Origin of the sequence: Streptomyces koelreuteriae, from assembly GCF_018604545.1 — a bacterium.
GTDB lineage: Bacteria > Actinomycetota > Actinomycetes > Streptomycetales > Streptomycetaceae > Streptomyces > Streptomyces koelreuteriae.
On record NZ_CP075896.1, the window covers coordinates 7,370,140 to 7,389,910 of the forward strand.

Genomic DNA, 19,771 nt, shown 5'->3' on the forward strand with positions numbered 1-19,771 from the left:
ACACGGCCGGGCGTCGCACGATGATGGACTGAACAGTCCCGGTCTGAACGATGACGGTCTGATCAGAAACGGTCAGATGTGGTCGACCGCGGCCGTGAACTCCGCCCAGCTCCTCGACGAGAAGAGCAGCGCGGGCCCGGCCGGGTCCTTGGAGTCGCGCACGGCGAGCAGCCCGGCCCAGGGTGGGGTCTGCGGACACGCGGTCTCGACGCAGTTGTTCGCGCCGGTGCTGTAGCTGCTGCGCAACCACCGCACACCGTGCAGTTCGATGCTTGAGGGGACATGACGAGGCAGTGCACGCATGGTGCCTCCTTACGCGCCGGCGGCTGTCCCGGCGATGTAATCCAACGAGTCCTCGGGCGAAAGGGCGTGGATCTGAAGGGCGTTGAAGGCCTCCGTGTAGGCCTGGAGGTCTTCTTTCCGTTCGAGGTAGAGGCTACTCGTCAAGTGGTCGAGAACAACCACGTTCAGATCAGAAGTGCTCGAAAATGAGAAAACAACGAAAGGGCCGGTGACTCCGATGTGCGCCCCGGCGGCGAACGGCAGTACCTGGAGCCGCACTTGGGGCAGGCGCGCCGCCTCGACCAGCCGTTCCAGCTGCCGGGCCATCACTCCGGGCCCGCCCACCTCCCGCCGCAGCACGGCCTCGTCCAGGACGGCGCTCAGCTCCAGCGGCGGATCCGCGCGCAGCACGTCCTGCCGGGCCAGTCGCACCTCGACCAGCGTGTCGAGCCGGTCCTCCGACAGTCCCTCCACGGCGGCCTTCGTCACCGCACGCGCGTACTCGGGCGTCTGGAGCAGCCCCGGGACGACGGTGGTCTCCAGCGTGCGCATCGCCGTGGCCTGGGACTCCAGGCTGATGAAGTCCCGGTAGGTCGGCGGCAGCACCCCTCGGTAGGCGTGCCACCAGTGGTGCCGGCCGCTCCCGTCCTCGGACTCCGCCAACACCAGGAGCAGTTCGCGGAGTTGGCAGTCCGCCACACCGTAGGCGTCGAGGAGTAACCGCACATCGGCCGGTTTCACCCCGCTCGTGCCCGTCTCGATCCGGCTGACCTTGGACTGGTGCCAGCCCACCAGCCGGGCCGCCTCACCACTGGTGAGACCCGCCGAGGTGCGCAGCGCGCGCAGTTCGGCGCCCAGTTTCCGGCGGCGCACCGCGGGACCGTGCTGCATGGGCTTCTCCTTACTCCTTCCGAGCCACCCGAATACGGTCTCGCGTCGTAGAGTTCACCGCTTTGGGCGACAGATATATGCATATCTTGGTGGATCGCCGCCCTTCGCGGGTGTTCTGGTGGCACTCTGGCGGCGATGCACCAGTCCGGGACCGTACTCGAACCATCCGCTCCATGTCGGACTCCGGTCCCGTGGGAAAGGGACGACGTCGCCATGGCAGACCATCTGGAATCATCCGTCACTCTGCCGAGCGATCCCGCCTCGGTCTCCGCAGCGCGTGTCTACGTGGTGGACACGCTGACGGAGTGGGGTCTGCCGGCGGACACGGAGGTGTCCGACACCGTCCGGCTCATCATCTCCGAGCTCGCCACCAACGCCGTCCAGCACACCTTCGGGCAGTCGCCCACGTTCACGGTGGACGTCGTGCTCGACCGCGACGAGCGGCTGCATATCGGTGTCACGGACAGCCACCCGCGGTTCCCCAGACGGCTCCCCGCCGCCGTCCAGCAGGACAACGGCCGCGGTCTGGTCATCATCCGCTGGCTGACCGCCGAATGCGGCGGCAGGCTCAGGATCCGCCCCACCCGTGAGGGCGGCAAGACCATCTCGGTCGAACTTCCGTGGACCGTCCCGGCCCAGCCCATGACGGCGGCGGGACAGCAGGAGCCGTAGCCTCGGCGCGCCGGCCCCGAGCGCGCGCACGCCCCGTCGGCGTGAGCGACGTCCGCGCCGCCCTCTCCCCGAAGCCTGGCATCACCGCCGCGGCGACGCCTCTCGGCGCGACGCTCCTCCTCCCCGACGCGGTGCGGGGTTCCTGACGGCGCCTCGGCGCGCCGCCTCGTGGACAGCGGGCTCCGGATCCCCGCAGCCGCCGTTCGATCTCTACGCCCGTCCGGGTGGCCCGGACCTCTTGGAGCTGCTCGACCACCATGCGGTGGGCGCGCTGGAGTGGGCGTGCGGCGGTGTGTCTCAGGCGTCGCCGCACGCCCGTCGGGTTACTTCACGCGCCCGTACCAGACGCTCTTGGTCCAGATCTTCTGCAGCCGCACCACGTCCCCGCTCTTGGGGGCGTGCCAGAGCTTGTTCTTACCCGCGTAGATACCCACGTGGTACACGTTCCGGCCCGAGTGGAAGAACACCAGGTCTCCGGCCTTGCGGTTCTGGGCGGAGATGTGGCGGGTCTTGTTGTACTGCTGGGCGGCCGTGCGCGGCAGCTTCTTGCCGACCTTCTTGAACGAGTACAGCGTCAGGCCCGAGCAGTCGAACCGGTGCGGGCCGACGGCGCCGTACTTGTAGGGCGATCCCTTCTTCGAGGCCGCTATCTGGAGTGCCTTGGTCGCCGGCGTGGCCGCCGCTGCCTCGGAGGAGAAGCCGGGGGCCACGATCGAGCCGCCCACGGCGGCGATGGTGAGGGCCGAGGCCGTACCGGCTCGGGCCATCAGCGACGGGACACGATTGAGCGCAGTCATGCGCAACCCTTCGTCAGCCGCCTGTGAAGGATGACCTGTCGGATTCGGGCTGGCGAAGTTGCCCGGCCGCTGACGCGGCTTCACCCCAAGGGCTGCTCGGGTCCGGTCATGGCGTGACCGTCCCGGCGACCCGTCGTGCTTGGGTCCTCCACTCCTGCCGATCCACTCCTGTCGACCGGTCATCCAGGCGGCGGCAGGACTCGGCGTCCGCCCGGATCGCCCCGCCGCTGTGGCGGGGGCTTGTCGTCAGTCAGGGATCTTGACTGATGGTTGTCATGAAATCCCAACGGAACCGGGGATTTGTGTTGTTACTCACCACTCACCCGTTCGGGTGGACACGTCTGTGTTCGACCGGGTGTCCACCCCGCCGCGCACCGTCGGACCAGCGACGGAATGTCCCATTCCGCCCCTCGACCCCGCGCGTCGCGCAACCGTGACGGTCCAAAAATTGGTGTCCCGTCTACTCCGAACAGCGGTACGTCGTTTGGCTCGTTTCGACTCAAGCGCGGACGTCACGTCGACAGAGCAGGGTCCCGGAGCCGACGGATCCGCCGGCTCCGCGTCAACCGACGGACTCCGGGGGCAGGGCGACGCGGGCGGTGCGGCGCTCGCCGTCCAGCACCCGCAGCGCCCGGGCCAGTGTGTCGGCGTGCAGTTCCGTCTCGCCCCGCTGGTGCATCAGGGCCAGTGCGTCCCGCAGCGCGGTCGCCTTGCCGACCAGGGCCTGCGCGGCCCTCAGTCCGCGGTAGGTGTCGCCGTGCAGCGCCGGATTGATCCGGCCCAGCAGGTCCACGACCTCGAGGTAACGGTCGATCAGCTCCGCCTCCGCGCGGGTCAGGGCGGGCAGCGGAGGCAGTTCGGGAGGCAGCACCGGCGGCTCACCGTCCGGTCGGCGCGGCCATGGTGGCCTTGCGGTCGGGGACGATCCGGTCCACCAGGCCGTACTCCACCGCCTCCTGGGCGGTGAGCACCTTGTCCCGCTCGATGTCCTCGCTCACCTGCTCCCGGGTGCGGCCGGTGTGCAGCGCGAGCATCTCCTCCATGCGGGTCCGGATCCGCGTCAGCTCGTCGGCCTGGATCGCCAGATCACTGGCCTGTCCCTGGACCGGCTCGGGCAGGGCGGGCTGATGGATCACCAGACGCGCGTCCGGCAGCATGGACCGCTTGCCCGGCGTGCCGGCCGCCAGCAGCACCGTGGCGGCCGCCCCGGCCTGGCCCAGGCAGACCGTCTCCACGTCGCAGGTGACGTAGCGCATCGTGTCGTAGAGGGCGGTCATCGCGTGGAACGCGCCGCCGGGGGAGTTGATGTAGAGCTGGATGTCGCGGTCCGGGGCCTGGTGCTCGAGGTACATGAACTGGGCCATCACGTCGTTCGCCGAGATCTCGTCCACCGGCGTCCCGAGAAAGACGATCCGCTCCTCCAGCAGCTTCGAGTACGGGTCCATGGTCCGTTGCCCGGAACTCGTGCGTTCCGTGAGCTCGGGCAGCACGTGACGGGCGGACGGTCGGGTCATGGTGAACCCCTCCTCGCGGCAGGGCTGTCCTCGGCGACAGCTTCCTCTGTGAAAAATGTACAGGACGTACATCGCGTTATGATGAGGACATGGCCTACGAGATTCCGGTGACGCAAGCCAGGGCTGAGCTCGCCGACCTGATCAACCGCGTGGTGTACGCCGGTGAGCGCGTCGTCGTCACCCGGCACGGCAAGCCCCTCGTCGCCCTCGTCTCGGCCGATGACCTGCGCCGACTCGAAGAGGCCCAGGAGCTCGCGGAGACCGCCGAGGAGCAGGTGGTCAGCGCCGTCTCCACGGTCCGCGAGGTCGCGTCCGCTCCTCGCGAACGGCAGCGGTTCGGGATCGCGGCGGAGCATCGGGGGGCCGGCCCGGCGTAGCTTTCCGGGCGCGTCGCACAGGCCTGGAGGATCACAGCTCGGTTAACGTGCCCGAAACCCGGTCCAACTAGCCTGCCGCCACGCCACCAGGGCTTTTCCCCGGGGCTGCGGCAGCCGGGCCCCGCACGGTCCGGAGCGAGGACTGTGAGGTGGGACGTGCAACTGACCCCGCACGAGCAAGAGAGACTGCTGATCCACGTCGCGGCCGACGTGGCCGAGAAGCGCAGGGCCCGCGGGCTGAGGCTGAACCACCCCGAGGCGGTCGCGCTCATCACCTCGCACCTCCTCGAAGGCGCCCGGGACGGCCGTACCGTCGCCGAACTCATGTCCTCCGGACGCAAGCTGCTCACCCGGGACGACGTCATGGAGGGCATCCCGGAGATGATCCACGACGTCCAGGTCGAGGCCACCTTCCCGGACGGCACCAAGCTCGTCACCGTCCACGACCCGATCGTCTGACGGGGAGCCGCCGTGATTCCCGGAGAGATCCTCTTCGCCGAGGACCCGATTGCGTACAACGAGGGCCGCGAGGTCACCCGGCTGACCGTCCTCAACGCCGCCGACCGGCCCGTCCAGGTCGGCTCCCACTACCACTTCGCCGAGGCCAACCCCGGCCTGGAGTTCGACCGCGCCGCGGCCCGCGGAAAGCGGCTGAACGTCGCCGCCGGGACGGCCGTGCGCTTCGAACCCGGGATCCCCGTCGACGTCGAACTCGTTCCGCTCACCGGCGCCCGTGTCGTGCCCGGACTGCGCGGTGAGACCGGAGGTGCCCTCGATGCCTGAGATCTCACGTGCCGCGTACGCAGACCTGTTCGGCCCGACGACCGGCGACCGGATCCGGCTCGCCGACACCGATCTGCTGGTGGAGATCGAGGAGGACCGCTCCGGCGGCCCCGGCCGCGCCGGTGACGAGGCCGTGTTCGGCGGCGGCAAGGTCATCCGCGAGTCCATGGGCCAGGCGCGTGCCACGCGGGCGGAGGGTACCCCCGACACCGTGATCACCGGCGCGGTGATCATCGACCACTGGGGGATCGTCAAGGCCGACGTCGGCGTCCGCGACGGCCGGATCACCGGCATCGGCAAGGCCGGCAACCCCGACACCATGGACGGCGTCCACCCGGACCTGGTCATCGGCCCGGAGACCGAGATCATCGCCGGCAACGGGCGGATCCTCACGGCCGGCGCCATCGACGCGCACGTCCACTTCATCTGCCCGCAGATCGCCGACGAGGCGCTCTCGGCGGGCATCACGACCCTCGTCGGCGGCGGTACGGGCCCGGCCGAGGGCTCCAAGGCCACCACCGTGACCCCCGGCCCCTGGCATCTCGCGCGGATGCTGGAGGCGATGGAGGCCTTCCCGCTCAACATCGGCCTGCTGGGCAAGGGCAATACCGTCTCGCACGAGGCGATGCTGTCGCAGATCCGCGGCGGCGCGCTCGGCCTGAAGCTGCACGAGGACTGGGGCTCGACCCCGGCCGTCATCGACGCCTCGCTGACCGTCGCAGAGCAGACCGGCATCCAGGTCGCCATTCACACGGACACGCTCAACGAGGCCGGGTTCGTCGGCGACACGCTCGCCGCGATCGCCGGGCGGGGCATCCACGCGTACCACACCGAGGGCGCGGGCGGCGGGCACGCGCCGGACATCATGACCGTGGTCTCCGAGTCGTACGTGCTGCCGAGCTCCACCAATCCGACCCGGCCGTTCACCGTCAACACCGCCGAGGAACACCTCGACATGCTGATGGTCTGCCACCACCTCAACCCGGCGGTGCCGGAGGACCTGGCCTTCGCCGAGTCCCGGATCCGGCCGTCCACGATCGGCGCCGAGGATGTGCTGCACGACCTGGGCGCGATCTCGATCATCTCCTCCGACTCCCAGGCCATGGGGCGCGTCGGCGAGGTCGTCATGCGGACCTGGCAGACCGCGCATGTGATGAAGCGGCGGCGGGGCGCCCTGCCCGGGGACGGACGCGCCGACAACCGTCGGGTGCGTCGCTATGTCGCCAAGTACACGATCAACCCGGCGCTCGCCCAGGGCCTGGCCCGGGAGATCGGGTCGGTCGAGAGCGGCAAGCTGGCCGACCTGGTGCTGTGGGAACCGGCGTTCTTCGGCGTCAAGCCGCAGCTCGTCATCAAGGGCGGGCAGATCGCGTACGCGCAGATGGGCGACGCCAACGCCTCGATCCCCACACCGCAGCCGATCCTGCCGCGCCCGATGTACGGGGCGATCGGGCGGGCACCGGCCGCCAACTCCTTCAACTTCGTCGCCCCCTTGGCCGTCGAGGACGGGCTGCCTGAGCGGCTGGGCCTCGGCAAGCGCTTCGTGGCGATCGACTCGACGCGCGGGGTCACCAAGGCCGACATGCGGGAGAACGACGCGCGCCCGGACGTGCGGGTCGACCCCGACAGCTTCGCGGTGTACATCGACGGGGCAGCGGTCGAGGCGGAGCCCGCGGCCGAACTCCCCATGGCGCAGCGCTACTTCCTGTTCTGAGGACGCCCTGATGTCACGAGCAGCGCTTCTCGTCCTGGCCGACGGCCGTTTCCCCGCCGGCGGCCACGCACACTCCGGCGGGGCCGAGGCCGCGGTCAAGGCCGGGCGCATCAAGGGAGCGGCGAGCCTCGCCGACTTCTGCCGGGGGCGCCTGCACACGGCCGGATCGGTCGCCGCGGCGCTCTCGGCCGCCGCCGCGCTCGGCATCGACCCCGTCACGCTGGACCGTGCCGCGGACGCCCGTACGCCCTCGCCCGCGCTGCGGGTCGCCGCACGCAGGCTGGGCCGCCAGCTCATGCGGGCCGCCCGTTCGACCTGGCCGTCCGCTGAACTGGACGCCTTGGCACGCGAGTTCCCCAAGGGCGCCCATCAGCCGGTCGTGCTCGGCCTGACGGCCCGGGCGGCCGGTCTCGGACCGGTCGACGCGGCGTACTGCGCGGCCTACGAGAGCGTGAGCGGCCCGGCCACGGCGACCGTCCGCCTGCTGAGCCTGGACCCCTTCGACGCGACGGGCGTACTGGCCCGTCTGGCACCGGAGTTGGACCAAGTCGTGGACCGCGCGGTGGAGGCGGCGCGGAGAGTCGTCGACGAGGGGGTCGACGCGTTGCCGGCGGGCTCGGCACCATTGCTGGAGATCGGAGCGGAGGTGCACGCGGGCTGGCCGGTACGCCTGTTCGCCTCGTAGCCGCTCGCCCCAGGGGCGCGGGGCTGTGTTCGATATGCGGCTCCGCCGCGTGAGCGCGACAAGCCCCCACCCACCCGCACCCCGAAACCCGCGCCCACCACCCCGAACCCGGTCGTCCCAAACCAGGACCCGCCCAACCAGGAGCCGCACATGCACCTCGACCACCACCACGACGGCGCGCCAGCCGTCAGCGCCGACGCCCACCGCCCCGACGGCACCCGCAGAGCGCTCCGCATCGGCCTCGGCGGCCCCGTCGGCTCAGGAAAGACCGCCACCGTCGCCGCCCTCTGCCGCGCGCTGCGGGACGAGCTGTCGCTCGCGGTCGTCACCAACGACATCTACACCCGGGAGGACGCCGAGTTCCTGCTCCGGGAAGCCGTGCTGCCGCCCGAGCGGATCACCGCCGTGGAGACGGGCGCCTGCCCGCACACCGCGATCCGGGACGACATCTCCGCCAACCTGGAAGCGGTGGAGGACCTGGAGGACGCCGTCGGGCCGCTGGACCTGGTCCTCGTGGAGTCCGGCGGGGACAACCTCACCGCGACCTTCTCCAAGGGGCTCGTCGACGCGCAGATCTTCGTTATCGACGTGGCCGGGGGCGATGACATCCCGCGCAAGGGCGGGCCGGGCGTGACCACCGCCGACCTGCTCATCGTCAACAAGACCGACCTCGCACCGTACGTCGGCTCCGACCTCGCGCGCATGGCGGCCGACGCCAAGGCGCAGCGGGCCGAACTGCCGGTCGTCTTCCAGTCGTTGCGGAGCGAGGCCGGGGTGTCGGACGTCGCCGCATGGGTCCGGGCACAGCTCGCCGCGTGGGCGGCGTGAGCGTGCTCGGCACCGGGGTGCGGTCCGTCGCGCGGATCGTCGCCCGGGACGACGGCCGGGGCGGGACCTCCCTGCCCGTGCTGGAGAGCGACGGCCCGCTGGCGCTGCGGCGGACCAGGGCGAGCGGCCCCGAGGCGCGGGTCATGCTCGTCGGGGCGATGAGCGGCCCGCTCGGCGGCGACCACTTCACCGTGGAGGCCCGGGTGGAGGAGGCGGCCCGGCTGTCGGTCGGGTCGGCCGCCGCCACCATCGCGCTGCCGGGACAGTCGAAGAGCGAGGCACGCTACGACGTGCGGCTCGATGTCGCCGACGGTGCCGAACTGCACTGGCTGCCGGAGCAGTTGATCTCCGCCCAGGGCAGCGACCTGTATGTCACGACCCGCGTCGATCTCGCCGCCACGGCCCGGCTCGTGCTGCGCGAGGAGCAGGTGCTCGGACGCGTCGGTGAGGAACCCGGACGGCTGACGAGCCGTCTGACGTTGCGGATCGCCGAGCGGACCGTGCTCGACCAGGAGCTGGCCTGTGGGCCCGGCGCGCCGGGCGGCTGGGACGGGCCCGCCGTCCTCGGGGGACACCGGGCGGTCGGGCAACTGGTCGTCGTACGGCCGGAGTTCTCCGTCGAACCGGTGACGGCCCGGGCGCTGGGGGAGGGGGCGTCGGTCGTGCCGCTCGCCGGACCCGCCGGGCTGGTGACGGCCGTGGCGCAGGACGCGCTGCGGCTGCGGCGGCTGCTCGACGAGGCGCTGACGTCCCTCGCGTAGACGCTCGGTCAGGCGTCCGTAGAGCAGCACCCGTTCTCCGTTTATCGGATTGGCAAAGAAGCGCGACGGACCCTGTTCTCAGTGACCTCACAGCCGCGAGGATCCCCGTACTGATCGCAACGATGTACGGGGAGGTCCCCCTTGAGGGGTACGAGACCGAAGAGGCGGGTGGCGGCGCTCGGTTCGGCCGGAGCACTCGTCACGGCCACGCTGATAGCCGGCGCCGTCGCGGCGCCCACGGCGAACGCGAGCGCGGGCACCCGCCACGGCCAGGACCGCGAGGCCCGGGGTGTCGCGACAGCCGCCGCCCGGGCCGCGAAGGCCGGCATCGACTGGCAGGACTGCCCCGCCGACTGGAATCTGGCCAAGCCGATCCAGTGCGGGTACGTCACCGTGCCGCTCGACTACGCCAAGCCGCACGGCAAGCAGATCAAACTCGCGGTCGACCGCATCGGCAACACGGGCACGAAGGCCGAGCGGCAGGGCGCGCTCCTCTACAACCCCGGCGGCCCCGGCGGCTCCGGACTGCGCTTCCCCGCCCGGGTCACGAGCAAGAACCCGGTGTGGGCCAACGCCGCCAAGGCCTACGACTTCGTGGGCTTCGACCCGCGCGGCGTCGGCAAGTCGGCGCCCATCTCCTGTGTCGACCCGCAGGAGTTCGTCAAGGCACCCAAGATGGACCCGGTGCCCGACTCGGAGGCCGACAAGCTCGCCCAGCGCAAGCTGGCCCGCGAGTACGCCGAGGGCTGCCAGGACCGCAGCGGCGCGATGCTGCCGCACATGACCACGCCGAACACCGCGCGCGACCTCGACGTCATCCGCGCCGCCCTCGGCGAGAAGAAGCTCAACTTCCTGGGCGTCTCCTACGGCACCTACCTCGGCGCCGTCTACGGCACCCTCTTCCCCGGCCATGTGCGCCGCATGGTCGTCGACAGCGTCGTCAACCCGTCCCGGGACAAGATCTGGTACCAGGCCAACCTGGACCAGGACGTCGCCTTCGAGGGCCGCTGGAAGGACTGGCAGGACTGGGTCGCCGCGAACGACGCGACCTACCACCTCGGCACCACCCGCGCCGCCGTCCAGGAGAAGTGGCTCCAGCTGCGCGCCACGGCGAAGAAGAACCCCCTCGGCGGGGTCGTCGGCCCGGCCGAGCTGATCTCCTTCTTCCAGAGCGCCCCGTACTACGACTCGGCGTGGGCCCCGGTCGCGTCGGCCTTCAGCAAGTACGTCGCCGGAGACACCCAGGCGCTGATCGACGCCGCCGCCCCCGACCTGTCGGACACCGCGGGCAACGCCTCCGCGGAGAACGGCAACGCCGTCTACACGGCCGTGGAGTGCGCCGACGCCAAGTGGCCCACCAGCTGGCGCACCTGGGACCGGGACAACACCCGGCTCCACAAGGACCACCCGTTCATGACGTGGGCCAACGCCTGGATGAACCTGCCGTGCGCCACCTGGCCGTCCAAGCAGCACACGCCGCTGAACGTCAAGAGCGGCAAGGGCCTGCCCGGCGTGCTCATCGTCCAGTCGGAGCATGACGCGGCGACGCCGTACGAGGGCGCCGTCGAACTGCACAAGCGGTTCAAGGGCTCCCGCCTGATCACCGAGAAGGACGCCGGTTCGCACGGCGTCTCCGGGCTGGTCAACCCGTGCGTCAACGAGCGGGTGGACAGCTACCTGCTCACCGGCAAGCTGGACCGTCGCGATGTGACCTGCACACCGCACGCCACGCCCAAGCCGTAGTCACGGCCGGAGGGGGGCGGTCGTACGGCCGCCCCCCTCAGTCGTCCCCTCGGCCGTCCCTCTCCGCCAGCCAGGCGTCCTCCGCCGCGTAGTCGAAGAGGTCGCCGTACGCCTGGACCATCTTCGGGTACGCCTCCCGCCAGTCCCGCCCGGCGAGTTGTTCCTCGATCCAGGCGACCGTCTCCGGCAGGGTGTCCGCGTACCGCACCACCGGCCGGTAGCCCAGCTCGCGCTGCGCCGCCGACATGTCGCACACCACGGGCATCGGCACCGACCAGGGCGTCTCGCCCACACCGGGTGCGGGCGGCGGGCCGTCCACGAGCACGTCCTCGGTCTTCACGCCCATCACCGCGTCGATCTCCGCCGCGATCGTGGCCACCGTCGGCGCGTCCGGGTCGACGGCGTTCAGGACGCGGGCGCCCGGCCGGGCGGCGGCCAGCCGGATCAGCTCGGCGATCGTGTGGACGCTCGCCGGATGGAACCGGCTCTCGCCGCCGTAGGCGAGCACGCGCCGCCTACGCCCGTCGAGGTTGCGCTTCACCATGTACAGCTCGCGCGGGCCCTGGCAGTACGCCCCGTGGATCGCGCCCGCGCGCAGCAGCGTGGTCGGCAACCGGTCGCCCGCCGCGAGGAGTTCACGCTCCAGCTCCGCCTTCCGGGTGCTGTACGAGGCGTCGCCCGGCCGCACCGTGCGCTGGTCCTCCGTCAGCGGCACCGGGTACTCGGGAAAGCCCCCGGGCTCGCCCTGCGTGTCGAAGCCGCGGCCCCGGTCGTCCTCGTACACCGACACACTGGAGATCACCACCGCCGAGCCGACCCGCCCGGCCAGCCCCGTCAACTGCCGTGCGTGCCCGGCGCCGAACGCCACCATGTCCACCAGGACGTCGCAGCCGTCACCGACCGCCGCGGACAGCGCCGCGTCGTCCTCCCGGTCGGCCCGCACGGCCTGGACGCCGTCCGGCCACCGGGGGTCCCGGCCGCCGCCCCGCGAGACGGCCGTCACCTCCCAGCCGTCCCGGGCCAGCGCCCCCACCGCCACCCGTCCGATCTGTCCCGTCGCCCCGATCACCACAGCACGTGTCATACGGCGACCGTACGGCGGCCGGGGGCCGGGCCACCTGCGGTTCTGCCGACGGCAGAGGCATCAACCGAGCGGCATGCGCGGCAGCTTCCGCTTCTTCGCGGCGGCGGCCTCCTCGGCCTTCACGACGGCCGCGTACTGGTCGACGTACTCCTGCCCGGACAGGGAGAGGATCGCGTACATGAGCTCGTCGGTGACGGCGCGCAGGATGGCCTTCTCGTTCTCCATTCCGGCGTAGCGGGAGAAGTCGAGGGGCTCGCCGAAGCGGATCGCGACGGGGTGGATGTTGGGGATGACCTTGCCGGGCGGCTGGGCCTCGAAGGTGCCGATCATCGCGCAGGGGATGATCGGGACGCCCGCCTTGAGGGCCATCACCGCGACCCCGACCTTGCCCTTGTAGAGCCGGCCGTCGTGCGAGCGCGTGCCCTCGGGGTAGATGCCGAGCAACTCGCCCTTGTCCAGCACGCCGAGGCCCTCGCGGATCGCGGCCTGGCCCGCGTCCTTGCCCGAGCGGTCGACCGGGATCTGCCCCGCGCTGCGGAAGAAGAAGGCCGTCAGCCGGCCCTTGAGACCCGGGCCCGTGAAGTACTCGGCCTTCGCCAGGAAGGTGATGCGCCGCTTGAGGATCGCCGGCATCAGGAAGTGGTCCGAGAACGACAGATGATTGCCGGCGACGATGGCGGCGCCCTCCGACGGCACGTGCTCCAGCCCCTCTATTCGAGGGCGGAAGACCAGTCGCAGCAGCGGGCCCAGCAGCACGTATTTCAGCAGGTAGTAGAACAAAGCGGGCGCTCCTCGACTCTGGCGGTGAACTCAACCGCCGCGTTCCAGCAGGTCAACCGGCGTGTCGTGGGGTGCCAGTGTAGGTGCAGGCGCAGTCACCGGGCACCTCGTGCGGCGGGACCTCGTCGATCCTTCACCTTTTGACTGACGGTCAGTCAGTCGGGTGGCGGTGTCCGGTGGTGCTCATGCGGCTGGGGAGGGCCGCGGGACCAGCGTGCTGCTCCGTACGGGTGATCGGCAAGCCGAACGGGTGGCATGGCCGGGAAGTGAAGGGTGCCTGGCCAACCGGTGGTTCTTGCGGCCTCGGCGAGTAGTCTGCGGAGCATGCGGATCTCTGTTTCCTCGGACATGGACGAGCCCGTCGCCCGCGCTCTCGTGGCCGCGCTGCGGGACCGGGGGCACGAGGTGCGCCCGCACGGCGCGCTGCGCTCCGGGGGCGACCCGCAGTGGGCCGTGTGCTCGGAGGCCGCGGCCCGCGAGGTCGCCGACGGGGCGGCCGACCAGGCCGTGGTGTGCTGCTGGACCGGCACGGGCGCCTCGATCGCGGCGAACAAGGTGCCCGGCGTACGGGCCGCCTTGTGCACGGACGCCTACACGGCCGACGGGGCCCGCCGCTGGAACGACGCCAACGTCCTCGCGCTCAGCCTGCGGCTGACGTCCGAGCCGCTGCTGACGGAGATCCTCGACGCGTGGTTCGCGGGCGAGCCCAGCGGCGACACCGAGGACCGGCAGAACGTGGACCGCGTCCGGATCCTCGACCACGGACGGAACCGGCTGTAGGGCGGCAGGCCCCCGATCACAGCCGCACGATGACCAGCGCGGTGTCGTCGGTGGCGCCCCCGGGCGGCAGCAGCTCCAGCAGGACGGTGTCGGCGAGTGCCTCGGGGTCCTGGTCCCGGTTCCGGGCCAGCGCGTCGGCGAGGCGGCCCAGACCGGTGTCGATGTCCTCGCCGCGCCGCTCGATCAGCCCGTCGGTGTAGAGCACGAGGGTGGCGCCCGGCGTGTACGAGGTGTCCGCCTGGGGTCTGGGGATCGGGTCGGGGCGGGCGTCGAGCGGGGTGTCGGTGGCCCCGTCGAGCAGCTCCGCCCGGCCGTCGGGGTGGACCAGCACGGGCGGGGGATGGCCGGCGCTGCTGTAGGTGATGGTGTGCCGGTCGAAGTCGATGAAGGTCGTCACGGCGGTCGCCGACTCGGCGCCGTCGACCACGTGCGCGTAGCGCCCCAGCACGTCCAGCGCCTGGGCCGGGCCCTCGGCGACCCGGGAGGCCGCGCTCAGCGCGCTGCGCAACTGGCCCATGACGCCGGCGGCCTCCAGTCCGTGCCCGACCACGTCACCGACCGACACCCCGACCCGGTGGCCGCCGACCAGATCGACCAGGTCGTACCAGTCCCCGCACACGTTCAGTGCGCCCACGGCCGGCCGGTAGCGGACGGCGGCCCGGTGGTGGTGTCTGACCTGGCGGCGGTCGGGCAGCATCGCCTCCTGCAGGGCCAGGGCCACCTCCCGCTCCCGGGAGTGCGCCTGGCGCAGCCGGTCGTTGAGCTCCTGCAGCTCACGGGCCCGGGTGTACAGTTCGGCCTCCAGCGCCCGCGACCGGCTCCCGCTCGGGCGGCCATGGGCGCGGATCAGCTCGGTGACCTCCTCGACCCGCAGGACCAGCAGCATCACCTTGCCGTCCGGCCCGGTCAGCGGCGCGTTGACCAGGCTCCAGTAGCGCTCCTCCCAGTGGCCCGGACGGTCGGGGGGCTCGACGTCGTAGCGTTGCAGCGCCATGGTGTCCCGTTCGCCGGTGGCCAGGACCCGGTACAGCGAGGCCTTGAGGTTCGCCATGCCGGAGGCGCGCGGGTCGTTCGGGTTGTCCGGGAAGAGGTCGTCGAGGTCGCCGCCGACGACCTGCTCGCGTGTGCGTCCGACGACCCGCAGGAACTCCTCGTTGACGTCCGCGTAGACCAGGTCGGGCGTGAGCAGGGCCACCACACCCGGGAAGGCCTGGAACACGGCCTCGTAGTCGATCGCCGTATCCGTCATCGCCGCCGCCTCACCACCACTGCCGGTATCAGACCAGTTTCCCACGGTATGCGGCAATCGGTCCGGGTCTCACTCCGTGAGGTCCGTCAGCGACTGCTCCGCCCAGATGACCTTCCCGTCGGGGACGAACCGGCTGCCCCACCGCTGGGTGAGCTGGGAGACCAGCAGCAGTCCGCGCCCGCCCTCGTCCGTCGTACGGGGATGGCGCAGATGGGGCGCGGTGGCGCCGCCGTCGAAGACCTCGCAGACCAGGGCGCGCTCCCGGATCAGCCGGAGCCGGATCGAGCCGGTGGCGTACCGGATGGCGTTGGTGACCAGCTCGCTCACCACCAGTTCCGTGGTGAAGACCAGCTCGTCCAGGCCCCAGTGCGCGAGCTGCCGGGTGGCCGTGCGGCGGGCGTCGGCGACGACGGCCGGGTCGGAGGGCAGGTCCCAGGCCGCGACCCGCTCGGTGTCGAGCCGCTTCGTCCGGGCCATCAGCAGGGCCACGTCGTCGTACGGGCGCGCCGGGACCAGCGCGTCGACCACGGTCAGACAGTGCGACTCGAGCGGACCCGCCTGTTCCAGCGCCCCGCGCAGCCGCTCCCGGCCGGTGTCGACGGCCCAGGTGGTCTCGCCCCGGGCCAGCAGCCCGTCGGTGTGCAGGGCGAGCGTGCTGCCCTCCGCGAGGGACAGCTCGACCGCCTCGAAGGGCGGACCGCCCACGCCGAGCGGCGGCCCCTGCGGCAGATCCACGAACGTCACCGAGCGGTCCGGCGCCACCACGGCCGGGGCGGGATGACCCGCCGCCGCCATCGTGCAGCCGCCGTCGACCGGGTCGTAGACCACGTACAGACACCCCGAGCCCACGGACGACCGTCCGCTGTCGGCGCCCGCCGCGCCCGGCTCGACGCCCTCCTCCCGCGCCGACCGCGCCACCAGGTCGTCGAGGTGCGCCAGCACCTCCTCGGGCGGCAGATCCAGCGCGGCCAGGGTCCGCACCGCGGTCCGCAGCTGCCCCATCGCCGCGGCGGCGTCGATACCATGCCCGGGCACCTCGCCCACCACGAGCGCGACCCGGCCGCCGGACAGCGGGATGAGGTCGTACCAGTCGCCGCCCAGGCCGGTCAGCTCGTCGGCCGGCCGGTAGCACGCAGCCACCTCGACGGCGTCCTGCTCGGGCAGCCGGTGGGGGAGCAGACTGCGCTGCAGGACGAGGGCGGCGTCCCGCTCGCGGGTGTAGCGCCGGGCGTTGTCCAGGCAGACGGCCGCGCGGGCGACGAGGTCCTCGGCCAGGTGCAGATCCTCCTCGTCGAAGGGCTCACGGCGGTGGCGCCGGAAGAAGGTGGTGACGCCCAGGGTGGTGCCCCGCGACCGGATCGGCACGGTCATCACGCTGTACAGGTCCAGCTCCAGGAAGGTGACGGTCCGGCGGCCGTCCGGGAGGTCCGTGGCCCACTCCCGGGTCACCGGATCCAGCCGCTCCGCACGCCAGGAGCGTCCCGTGGTCAGGCAGCGGACCGGGGGCGACCCGGCCAGATACGTCGCGATGTCGCCGACCTCGAGGGCGCCCTGCGGGAGGTCCTCCTGCGCGGAGCGCTGACCGGCCCGGCGCAGTGCCACCGGATCCGTGTCCGCGAGCGGCCCCGGAGCCGGCTCCGCGCCCCGCACCACCGCCTCCAGCAGATCCACGGTGACGAAGTCGGCCACTCCCGGCACGGCCACATCGGCCAGCTCCTGCGCGGTGCGCATCACGTCGAGACTGCGGCCGATGCTCTCGCCGGCCCGGTCGAGGAGCGCCAGCCGCTGCCGCGCGCGGTGCCGCTCGGTCATGTCGACGACCGTGTAGTACACGCCCAGCGGGTGGCCCCGGTCGTCCTCCAGCCGGGCGAACGACAGCATGTGCGCCGTCTCGCGCAGCGGCGCCGACCGCACATGCCCCACATGCTCGTACCCGACGACCGCCTCGCCGGTCTCCAGGACGTGCCGCATCTGCGCCTCGACCGCCTGGCCGTCCATGCCCGGCTGGACGTCCGCGAAGCGCAGCCCGAGCCGTCGCGCCGCCGGTCCGCCGCCGAACTGCTCAAGGGCGGTGTTGGACCACACGAACCGCAGGTCGGTGTCGACGATGGCGATGCCCACGGAAGCGTCGGACACCATCCGTTCCAGCACCGAACGGCTCATGTCCCAGCCGGGGGCCTGGCCCAGCTCCGACAGGAGCACCAGCCAGCGCGAGCCGGTCTGCGTCTCCTCGGTCGAGGTGATCCGGGCCATGACCCGCACCGGCTGCCCGTTCTTGCGGCGGGCCGTCAGCAGCCCGGCCCAGCCGCCGTCCCTGCGGCAGCGCTCGACCAGGTCCGGCACGCGCTCCGCGTCCTCGGCGGCCAGCAGGTCGGACAGCTTCCTGCCGACCGCCTCGGAAGCCGGGTATGCCAGCAGCCGCCGGGCGTCGTCGGTCCAGCCCGTCACCATGCCCTGCGGATCGAGCAACAGGGGCACGGCGTCGGCCACGTCGAACCGCCGCCGGGCAACGCCGTATTCCTCGTGTGCGCCCACCGGCCGACCTCTCTGTCGCTGAGAGTGGTCTACCACCTCTTGCCCCCATCTTCACCCTTCCCGCCTACGGGGGCGGCTTGTGCAGGTCCGGTCGGGGCGGCCGCGGGCGGCTGTGGCGCTGCCCTACCCCAGCACCTTCTCCAGGGCCGCGAGCGCCCCCGCGAGCTCCTCGCCCGTGATCGTGAGCGGCGGTGCCAGGCGGATCGTGGAGCCGTGGGTGTCCTTGACCAGGACTCCCTCCCGCATGAGGCGTTCGCTGACCTCGCGCCCGGTGCCGAGGGCCGGGTCGATGTCGACGCCCGCCCACAGGCCGCGCGAGCGGAAGCCGACGACGCCCTTGCCGACCAGTTCGGTCAGGCCGTCCCGCAGGGTGGTGCCCAGCTCGGCCGCGCGCCGCTGGAACTCGCCCGTCTCCAGCAGTTCGACCACCGCCGTGCCGACCGCGGCCGCCAGCGGGTTGCCGCCGAAGGTCGAGCCGTGCTCGCCCGGCCGCAGCACCCCGAGGACCTCCCGGCGCGCCACCACCGCCGACACCGGCACGATGCCGCCGCCCAGCGCCTTCCCCAGCAGCACCATGTCCGGCACGACCGACTCGTGCTCCACCGCCAGCGTGCCGCCGGTGCGGCCGAGCCCGGACTGGATCTCGTCGGCGATGAACAGGCATCCCTTGCGCCGGGTCAGCTCGCGCACGCCGGCCAGGTAGCCGTCGTCCGGGATGATCACCCCGGCCTCGCCCTGGATCGGCTCGATCAGCACGGCCGCCGTCGTCTCGTCGACCGCCGCCTCCAGCGCGGCCAGGTCGTTGTACGGCACGATCCGGAAGCCCGGCGTGAAGGGGCCGAAGCCCTGCCGCGCCGTCTCGTCCGTGGAGAAGCTGACGATCGTCGTCGTGCGGCCGTGGAAGTTGTCCGCGGCGACCACGATCGTCGCCCGGCCGTCCGGCACGCCCTTGACGTCGTAGGCCCACTTGCGGGCCACCTTCACGGCGCTCTCCACCGCCTCCGCGCCGGTGTTCATGGGCAGCACCATGTCCAGGCCCGTCAACGCCGCCAGCCGCTCGGCGAACTCGGCGAGCCGGTCGTTGTGGAAGGCACGCGAGGTGAGCGTCAGCCGGTCGAGCTGGCGGTGGGCCGCCTCGATCAGCGCCGGATGCCGGTGGCCGAAGTTGAGCGCCGAATAGCCGGCCAGCAGGTCGAGGTAGCGCCGCCCCTCCACGTCCTCCACCCAGGTGCCCTCGCCGCGGGCGACGACCACGGGCAGCGGATGGTAGTTGTGGGCGAGGACCGGCTCCTCCGCGCGGATGAGCTCCTGCGAGTCACGGGTGCGGACAGGTGCGGTCATGAGCGGATCTCCCGGATCTCCTGGGTGCAGCACTTGATGCCGCCACCGGCCTTCTGGAACTCGGACAGGTCGACGGGGACGGGGACGTAGCCGCGGTCGGCGAGCTGCCCGGCCAGGGCCGTCGCCCCCGGTGAGATGAACACGTGGCGCCCGTCGGAGACGGAGTTGAGCCCGAACGCCATCGCGTCCTCGTGGGTGGCGAGCACCGCGTCCGGGTACAGCCGGGCCAGCACCTCGCGGCTGCCCGGGGAGAACGCCTCGGGGTAGTAGGCGATGTTCTCCTCGTCGAGGACGAACAGCGCCGTGTCCAGGTGGTAGAAGTACGGGTCCACCAGCGTCAGGCTGATCACCGGCACCCCCAGGTACTCCTGCACCTCGCTGTGGGCCTCCCGGGTCGTACGGAAACCCGTCCCGGCCAGGATCCAGCGCCCGGCGGGCACCAGGTCGCCCTCGCCCTCGCACACCGACTCGGGGTGGTAGACCTCGTAGCCCTCCGACTTGAACCACGCCTCGTACGGCACGGACTCGGGACGGCGCTCGGGCGCGTGGAAGAGCGAGCCGAAGACGCGGCCGTCGACGACGACCGCCGCGTTCGCGGCGAAGACCATGTCGGGCAGGCCGGGAACCGGTTTCACACTGTCCACGGTATGGCCGTGGACACGATAGGCGTCCACCAGCGCCTGCCATTGGTCCAGGGCACGGATGACATCGACGGGTTCGTCGGGATGCATCCACGGGTTGATCGCGTACTGCACGGCGAAGTGTCTGGGTTCGCAGACCAGGTAGCGCCGCCGGCGCGGCACACGGGAGTCGGGCACAGAGGGGTACCTCCGCTTCCTAACGGTGTGTGACTGAGGGTTGACACCAAGGTAGAAACTGACGGAGGCGGTCCACAAGAAACATCAGTTGCGTCTTCACGCAGGAACGCTGCGTCTTGAGCCGGCTCAGCGCACGT

Annotated in this window: 21 protein-coding genes; 10 read left to right on the top strand and 11 right to left on the bottom strand. The window is 71.7% G+C overall.

Annotation, left to right across the window (positions count from 1 at the left end):
* Positions 1-72: 72 nt before the first annotated feature.
* Both KJK29_RS33255 and KJK29_RS33260 read right to left on the bottom strand, forming a co-directional pair.
* On the bottom strand, positions 73-303 hold the full coding sequence (locus KJK29_RS33255; RefSeq protein WP_215122861.1) for a DUF397 domain-containing protein: 231 nt from the start codon (positions 301-303) through the stop codon (positions 73-75).
* A 9-nt stretch (positions 304-312) separates the two neighbouring features.
* Entirely contained in the window at positions 313-1,173 is an 861-nt protein-coding gene (locus tag KJK29_RS33260; RefSeq protein WP_215122862.1) for a helix-turn-helix domain-containing protein, read from the bottom strand.
* 213 nt (positions 1,174-1,386) lie between these two features.
* Between KJK29_RS33260 and KJK29_RS33265 the strand changes: the two genes are divergently transcribed.
* Positions 1,387-1,845 carry an ATP-binding protein gene (locus KJK29_RS33265; RefSeq protein WP_215122863.1) on the top strand — a complete coding sequence of 153 codons (459 nt, stop codon included), beginning with the start codon at positions 1,387-1,389 and terminating at the stop codon, positions 1,843-1,845.
* A 323-nt stretch (positions 1,846-2,168) separates the two neighbouring features.
* Here the strand turns inward: KJK29_RS33265 and KJK29_RS33270 are convergent, their stop codons facing one another.
* The 3 genes from KJK29_RS33270 to KJK29_RS33280 all read right to left on the bottom strand — a co-directional run bounded on the left by KJK29_RS33270 (position 2,169) and on the right by KJK29_RS33280 (position 4,156).
* Positions 2,169-2,642 carry a C40 family peptidase gene (locus tag KJK29_RS33270; protein WP_215122864.1) on the bottom strand — a complete coding sequence of 158 codons (474 nt, stop codon included), beginning with the start codon at positions 2,640-2,642 and terminating at the stop codon, positions 2,169-2,171.
* Between the two features lie 562 nt (positions 2,643-3,204).
* Positions 3,205-3,513, bottom strand: coding sequence for a hypothetical protein (locus KJK29_RS33275; RefSeq protein WP_215122865.1), 309 nt, complete (start codon positions 3,511-3,513; stop codon positions 3,205-3,207).
* A gap of 7 nt (positions 3,514-3,520) precedes the next feature.
* The gene (locus KJK29_RS33280) at positions 3,521-4,156 is read right to left on the bottom strand and encodes an ATP-dependent Clp protease proteolytic subunit (RefSeq protein ID WP_215122866.1); all 636 of its coding nucleotides are present in this window, start codon (positions 4,154-4,156) and stop codon (positions 3,521-3,523) included.
* Between the two features lie 89 nt (positions 4,157-4,245).
* Here KJK29_RS33280 and KJK29_RS33285 point away from each other — a divergent pair, with 89 nt between their 5' ends.
* From KJK29_RS33285 to KJK29_RS33320, 8 genes are all read left to right on the top strand, one after another.
* Positions 4,246-4,533 carry a type II toxin-antitoxin system Phd/YefM family antitoxin gene (locus tag KJK29_RS33285; RefSeq protein WP_215122867.1) on the top strand — a complete coding sequence of 96 codons (288 nt, stop codon included), beginning with the start codon at positions 4,246-4,248 and terminating at the stop codon, positions 4,531-4,533.
* Positions 4,534-4,689: 156 nt separating this feature from the next.
* Positions 4,690-4,992, top strand: a complete 303-nt coding sequence (locus KJK29_RS33290; RefSeq protein ID WP_184599242.1) for an urease subunit gamma — start codon at positions 4,690-4,692, stop codon at positions 4,990-4,992.
* A 12-nt stretch (positions 4,993-5,004) separates the two neighbouring features.
* Complete coding sequence (locus KJK29_RS33295; protein WP_215122868.1) at positions 5,005-5,316, top strand: urease subunit beta; 312 nt, start codon at positions 5,005-5,007, stop codon at positions 5,314-5,316.
* Complete coding sequence (locus tag KJK29_RS33300) at positions 5,309-7,030, top strand: urease subunit alpha (protein ID WP_215122869.1); 1,722 nt, start codon at positions 5,309-5,311, stop codon at positions 7,028-7,030. The genes KJK29_RS33295 and KJK29_RS33300 overlap by 8 nt, the downstream gene beginning before the upstream one ends.
* Positions 7,031-7,040: 10 nt before the next feature.
* A complete protein-coding gene (locus KJK29_RS33305; protein WP_215122870.1) occupies positions 7,041-7,715 on the top strand; it encodes an urease accessory protein UreF in 675 nt (224 codons plus the stop codon).
* A gap of 150 nt (positions 7,716-7,865) precedes the next feature.
* Positions 7,866-8,543, top strand: a complete 678-nt coding sequence (ureG, locus tag KJK29_RS33310; RefSeq protein ID WP_215122871.1) for an urease accessory protein UreG — start codon at positions 7,866-7,868, stop codon at positions 8,541-8,543.
* Positions 8,507-9,304: an urease accessory protein UreD gene (locus tag KJK29_RS33315; RefSeq protein WP_215122872.1), complete on the top strand. Its 798-nt coding sequence runs from the start codon at positions 8,507-8,509 to the stop codon at positions 9,302-9,304. The genes ureG and KJK29_RS33315 overlap by 37 nt, the downstream gene beginning before the upstream one ends.
* Positions 9,305-9,445: 141 nt before the next feature.
* Entirely contained in the window at positions 9,446-11,047 is a 1,602-nt protein-coding gene (locus KJK29_RS33320; protein WP_215122873.1) for an alpha/beta hydrolase, read from the top strand.
* Positions 11,048-11,084: 37 nt separating this feature from the next.
* Here the strand turns inward: KJK29_RS33320 and KJK29_RS33325 are convergent, their stop codons facing one another.
* Positions 11,085-12,131, bottom strand: a complete 1,047-nt coding sequence (locus KJK29_RS33325; RefSeq protein WP_251057993.1) for an NAD-dependent epimerase/dehydratase family protein — start codon at positions 12,129-12,131, stop codon at positions 11,085-11,087.
* Positions 12,132-12,191: 60 nt separating this feature from the next.
* Positions 12,192-12,911: a lysophospholipid acyltransferase family protein gene (locus KJK29_RS33330; protein ID WP_215122874.1), complete on the bottom strand. Its 720-nt coding sequence runs from the start codon at positions 12,909-12,911 to the stop codon at positions 12,192-12,194.
* Positions 12,912-13,235: 324 nt separating this feature from the next.
* On the opposite strand from KJK29_RS33330, the gene KJK29_RS33335 reads away from it, so the two are divergent.
* Complete coding sequence (locus tag KJK29_RS33335) at positions 13,236-13,691, top strand: RpiB/LacA/LacB family sugar-phosphate isomerase (protein WP_215122875.1); 456 nt, start codon at positions 13,236-13,238, stop codon at positions 13,689-13,691.
* 16 nt (positions 13,692-13,707) lie between these two features.
* On the opposite strand, the gene KJK29_RS33340 is transcribed toward KJK29_RS33335, so the two are convergent.
* The 4 genes from KJK29_RS33340 to ddaH form a co-directional block, all read right to left on the bottom strand.
* Positions 13,708-14,940: a PP2C family protein-serine/threonine phosphatase gene (locus KJK29_RS33340; protein WP_215122876.1), complete on the bottom strand. Its 1,233-nt coding sequence runs from the start codon at positions 14,938-14,940 to the stop codon at positions 13,708-13,710.
* A 69-nt stretch (positions 14,941-15,009) separates the two neighbouring features.
* Positions 15,010-17,475 (bottom strand): SpoIIE family protein phosphatase, encoded by a 2,466-nt coding sequence (locus KJK29_RS33345; protein ID WP_215122877.1) that lies wholly within the window; start codon positions 17,473-17,475, stop codon positions 15,010-15,012.
* A gap of 123 nt (positions 17,476-17,598) precedes the next feature.
* On the bottom strand, positions 17,599-18,816 hold the full coding sequence (gene rocD / locus KJK29_RS33350) for an ornithine--oxo-acid transaminase (protein ID WP_215122878.1): 1,218 nt from the start codon (positions 18,814-18,816) through the stop codon (positions 17,599-17,601).
* Positions 18,813-19,634, bottom strand: a complete 822-nt coding sequence (gene ddaH / locus KJK29_RS33355) for a dimethylargininase (RefSeq protein ID WP_215122879.1) — start codon at positions 19,632-19,634, stop codon at positions 18,813-18,815. Before ddaH ends, rocD begins: the two co-directional genes overlap by 4 nt.
* Positions 19,635-19,771: the final 137 nt, after the last annotated feature.